The sequence below is a fragment of the Streptomyces nanshensis genome, from assembly GCF_001751255.1.
In the GTDB taxonomy this organism is placed as follows: Bacteria; Actinomycetota; Actinomycetes; order Streptomycetales; family Streptomycetaceae; genus Streptomyces; species Streptomyces nanshensis_A.
Genome location: NZ_LJGW01000636.1, coordinates 1 through 4,203 on the forward strand (window position 1 = coordinate 1; position 4,203 = coordinate 4,203).

Here is a 4,203-nt window from a genome sequence, read left to right on the forward strand (position 1 = left end):
CCGGCCGCCGCGCGAGGAGTGACACACGCGCTTCGCGCGGCGGCCCGGCCGCACCCCCGTCCCCGCCTTCTCCCGGCCCGTTCCCGCCTTCACCCGCCGCCGGCCGCAGCCCGAACAGCGCAGCGTGCCTCGCCGCCCCCTCCGTACGACCCGATACTTCTCGGAAGGCGAGGTGTCTGCCCGCTCTCTCCTGAGCGGACGTTCCGTACGGGCGGGCGTGATCCCGACGGGAAGGCGCGCGATGACGGCAGGCAACTCCGACTGGCTGAGCGGTCTCCTGATGGCGGTGCAGGCCGCGCCGCCGATGCAGTCCGTGGGCGTGCTCGCGGGGCTGCTGCGGGAGCGGTTCTCGGCGGACGACATCGCCTTCCTGATCACCGACCACGGCGGCAACGCGGTCGTCCGGCTCACCGGCGCTCCGGAGGAGGCCGTCGGCGGCGGCCCCGAGACGGTCCCGCTGGCGGGCACCGTGTACGAGCGGGTGATCGTCTCCCAGCAGACCTGGGTCGGCGACAGCGGCACCGACCACGGAGACGTCGGAGATGCGCACGGCGCGTCCCGCGGCACATCCCGCAGCGGCGGCACGAGGGTCGTCGCGCCGGTCAGCGACCGGGGAGACTCCATCGGCGTCCTGGAGATGACCCTGCCCGCGCCCCCGGACGCCGCCACGCTGGAACTCCTCGTCGAGGCCGCGCACGCGCTCGCCTACGTCGTGATCGTCAACCGCCGCTTCACCGACCTCTTCGAGTGGGGCCGCCGCACCACCCGGCTCTCCCTGGCCTCCGAGATCCAGCACCGGCTGCTGCCCGACTCCTTCACCTGTGACGCGGGACCGTTCATCGTCGCCGGGTCGCTGGAGCCCGCCGCCAACGTCGGGGGCGACACCTTCGACTACACCCTCAACCGCGGCGGCCTGTTCATGTCGCTCACCGACGCCATGGGCCACGACGTACGCGCCGCACAGCTCGCCAGCGCCGTCGTCGGTTCGATGCGCAACGCGCGCCGTGCCGGGCTCGGCCTCGTCGACCAGGCGGACGCCGCCAACATGGCCGTCCTCGAACACGCCGCGCAGGAGCACCGGGTCGTGCTGGACGAGTCGGCCCAGATCCGCCGCTCCCTCGCCGAGCACGGGGCACAGGCCCTGGTCACCGGGCAGTTGCTGACGGTCGCCTTCGACAGCGGGCGTACGGCCTTCATCAACGCGGGACATGTATGGCCGCTGCGGCTGCGCGAGGGCCGCGTCGAGGAGCTGCAGCCGCTGGTCGACCTGCCGTTCGGCATCTCGCCGGACACCGGCTACCGGGTCCAGAGCATCGATCTGCGCCCCGGCGACCGGCTCGTGCTGCTCACCGACGGGATGCTGGAGTACGAGCGCGACGGGGGCAACAGCGAGCTGCGCGACCTCGTCACGGCGACGCGGCACACTCATCCCCGTGAGGCCGTACGGGCGTTGACGCAGTCCGTGCTGGAGCGCACCGACCACGATCCGCGGGACGACGCCACGGTGCTGTGTCTGGAGTGGTCCCGTCCGGGCTGGGTGCGGCACGGCGCCTGACGGCAGGCCCCCGTACCGCTCAACGCGCCCGCTACGGAAGGACGTTGCGCAGTGCGCAGGTGATCGCGGCCCGTACGGTCTCCGGCGGGGCCTGCGCGTTGCTCTCGGCCACCGCCGCCACCGTCTCGGCCACGGCGCGCAGTTCGGTGCCGGCGCTGCGGGCGACGCCGGTGAGGATGCCCGCAGCGACCTGCGGCGTACAGCCGTGTGCCGCCATCAGCGCGGCCTCGGCGCGGGCGACGAGAGACGCGTCGGTCTCGTGTCCGTACCGCTGTCCGATCTCGCTTCCAGGATGCTCCGCACAGTTCACAGTTGCCCCACCTCTGCACGCGCAGGAGAAACCGGATGGCTGGAATGCCGCCCGCTTCATGCAGACAATCACAGAGTGTGCCGCAGTGGCCACTGTGGGAGGCCCGGACTTGACTTCCCGGGCCCCGTCCCACTCACGTGATCCCGCTCGTGTACGACGCGTACGACGCGTACGACGCGTACGACGCACCGCGCGCGCACGCCCAACGCACCGGTCACGTCACGTCGTTGATGTCCTCGAACTTCACCAGGCCGGTGTCCTCCAGGACCGTGATGTGGTCCAGGACGATCGTGTTGGCACGCGTGGCCAGCGAGCGCACCATCGAGTTGCGCGTCTGGTCGCGTACCAGGCCCACGAGGCCGAAGACGATGCCGTGCTGCCGGCGCAGATGCTCCACGAGCACCCTGTCGAACTTCTTGCCGGAGGCCCGCTCCATGTCGCCCAGATACTCCTTCTGGGAACCGTTGGGCTGGTTGGGCAGCGAAACGTTCATCGCGCGCGAGCACTTGATGGACCGCTTGTCCAATTCGGTGTGCCCGTCGACGAGATGGTCTCCCGCGACCCGTACCGACTCGGTGGTGCCGCGCTCCTGCGCCGCACGTCCGGCGGGCAGTTCCCACAGCCCGGCGGAGCGCACCTTGCGGATGAAGTCCCGGTCCATCGGTGTCAGCGGGCCGTACTTCGTCTGCCAGGTCCCCTTGCCGTCGTCCTGCCATCCGGCGCGGGCGAGCGCGCTGGCCCGGTTCCCCTCGAACATATCGGACGGCAGCACGAGCGCGGCGAGTGTAGCTACGAGCGAGAAGACGATCAGTACCGTGCCGATCGCCCGACCCGACGTCATGGCGGACCGCATGCCGCCCCCTCTCCCCACACATCTCGAGTTTCGACGGAGGTTAGTGAGCCGTGTGAGGATCCGGTAGGGCCTCATCCTGACTCGACAAGAACCCGGTGCCGTCCGTCGGCGGCTGCTATGCGTACGGGCGGGTTTTTGTGATCATTGAGCCCTGTGGCACTGTTGGTGATGACCAACCACCAGGAATGCACCGGAAATTGGGCATTCCACCGCGCAAGGAGTGCACGTTGCTCACCGTAGGTGACAAGTTCCCCGAGTTCGAACTCACCGCCTGTGTCTCGCTGGAGAAGGGCAAGGAGTTCGAGCAGATCCACCACAAGACCCACGAGGGCAAGTGGAAAGTGGTCTTCTTCTGGCCCAAGGACTTCACCTTCGTCTGCCCGACCGAGATCGCCGCGTTCGGGCGCCTGGAGGGGGAGTTCGCCGACCGGGACGCCGTGATCCTCGGCGTCTCCGGTGACTCGGAGTTCGTCCACCACGCGTGGCGCCGCGACCACGACGACCTGCGCGACCTGCCGTTCCCGATGCTGGCGGACTCCAAGCGCGAACTGATGCGGGACTGCGGGGTGCAGGGCGAGGACGGCTTCGCCCAGCGCGCGGTCTTCATCGTCGACCAGAACAACGAGATCCAGTTCGCGATGGTGACCGCCGGCTCCGTGGGACGTAACCCCAAGGAGGTGCTGCGGGTGCTCGACGCCCTGCAGACCGACGAGCTGTGCCCCTGCAACTGGACGCCCGGCGAGGAGACCCTCGACGCCTCCAGGCTCCTGGCGGGGGAGTGAGCGCCGGATGGCTCTGGAGGACCTGAAGTCGGCGCTCCCCGGCTACGCCAAGGACCTGAAGCTCAACCTCGGCTCCGTCATAGGCAATTCGCAGCTCCCGGAGCAGCGGCTCTGGGGCACCGTGCTGGCCTGCGCGATCGCCTCCCGCTCCGGCTCCGTGCTGCGCGCACTGGAGCCCGAGGCGCGCGAGCACCTCAGCCCCGAGGCGTACGAGGCGGCCAAGTCGGCGGCCGCGGTGATGGCGATGAACAACGTCTTCTACCGCACCCGGCATCTGCTCTCCGACCCGGAGTACGGCAACCTCCGCGCCGGCCTGCGGATGAACGTCATCGGCAACCCGGGTGTGGAAAAGGCCGACTTCGAGCTGTGGTCGCTCGCGGTCTCCGCGCTCAACGGCTGCGGCCAGTGCCTCGACTCGCACGAGCAGGTGCTGCGCAAGGCGGGCGTCGACCGGGAGACCGTCCAGGAGGCGTTCAAGATCGCCGCCGTGGTGCAGGCGGTCGGCACGACGCTGGACGCGGAGGCGCAGCTTCAGAACGAGCACGTCTGAGGTCCGCGTCCACAGGACCGCGGGGCGATGCGCCCGGCGGCCGCACGACAGGGCCCGCACGTCACGAGCAAGTGGCGTGCGGGCCCTGCGCGTTGAGCGGTGCCGGGCGGCCGGGCCTCTGTGCGGGGACCGGCCCCGCATGGAACGCGAACG

Annotated in this window: 5 protein-coding genes; 3 read left to right on the forward strand and 2 right to left on the reverse strand. The window is 70.1% G+C overall.

Going from position 1 to position 4,203, the window contains the following annotated elements:
* The first annotated feature begins 241 nt into the window (after positions 1 to 241).
* Positions 242 to 1,555 carry a PP2C family protein-serine/threonine phosphatase gene (locus tag AN218_RS30585; RefSeq protein WP_070020290.1) on the forward strand — a complete coding sequence of 438 codons (1,314 nt, stop codon included), beginning with the start codon at positions 242 to 244 and terminating at the stop codon, positions 1,553 to 1,555.
* A 31-nt stretch (positions 1,556 to 1,586) separates the two neighbouring features.
* Here the strand turns inward: AN218_RS30585 and AN218_RS30590 are convergent, their stop codons facing one another.
* Both AN218_RS30590 and AN218_RS30595 read right to left on the reverse strand, forming a co-directional pair.
* Positions 1,587 to 1,865 (reverse strand): ANTAR domain-containing protein, encoded by a 279-nt coding sequence (locus tag AN218_RS30590; RefSeq protein ID WP_070020291.1) that lies wholly within the window; start codon positions 1,863 to 1,865, stop codon positions 1,587 to 1,589.
* A 214-nt stretch (positions 1,866 to 2,079) separates the two neighbouring features.
* The gene (locus AN218_RS30595; protein ID WP_244900847.1) at positions 2,080 to 2,706 is read right to left on the reverse strand and encodes a DUF4142 domain-containing protein; all 627 of its coding nucleotides are present in this window, start codon (positions 2,704 to 2,706) and stop codon (positions 2,080 to 2,082) included.
* 239 nt (positions 2,707 to 2,945) lie between these two features.
* Here AN218_RS30595 and AN218_RS30600 point away from each other — a divergent pair, with 239 nt between their 5' ends.
* A complete protein-coding gene (locus AN218_RS30600; protein ID WP_070020293.1) occupies positions 2,946 to 3,500 on the forward strand; it encodes a peroxiredoxin in 555 nt (184 codons plus the stop codon).
* Between the two features lie 7 nt (positions 3,501 to 3,507).
* Positions 3,508 to 4,050 (forward strand): alkyl hydroperoxide reductase, encoded by a 543-nt coding sequence (locus tag AN218_RS30605; protein WP_070020294.1) that lies wholly within the window; start codon positions 3,508 to 3,510, stop codon positions 4,048 to 4,050.
* The last annotated feature ends 153 nt before the right edge of the window (positions 4,051 to 4,203 follow it).

What these genes read in the sequence shown, in the direction of transcription:
- AN218_RS30585 (WP_070020290.1), top strand. Translation starts at nt 242, where the DNA reads ATGACGGCAGGCAACTCCGACTGGCTGAGCGGTCTCCTGATGGCGGTG.
- AN218_RS30595 (WP_244900847.1), bottom strand. Translation starts at nt 2,706, where the DNA reads ATGACGTCGGGTCGGGCGATCGGCACGGTACTGATCGTCTTCTCGCTC.
- AN218_RS30605 (WP_070020294.1), top strand. Translation starts at nt 3,508, where the DNA reads ATGGCTCTGGAGGACCTGAAGTCGGCGCTCCCCGGCTACGCCAAGGAC.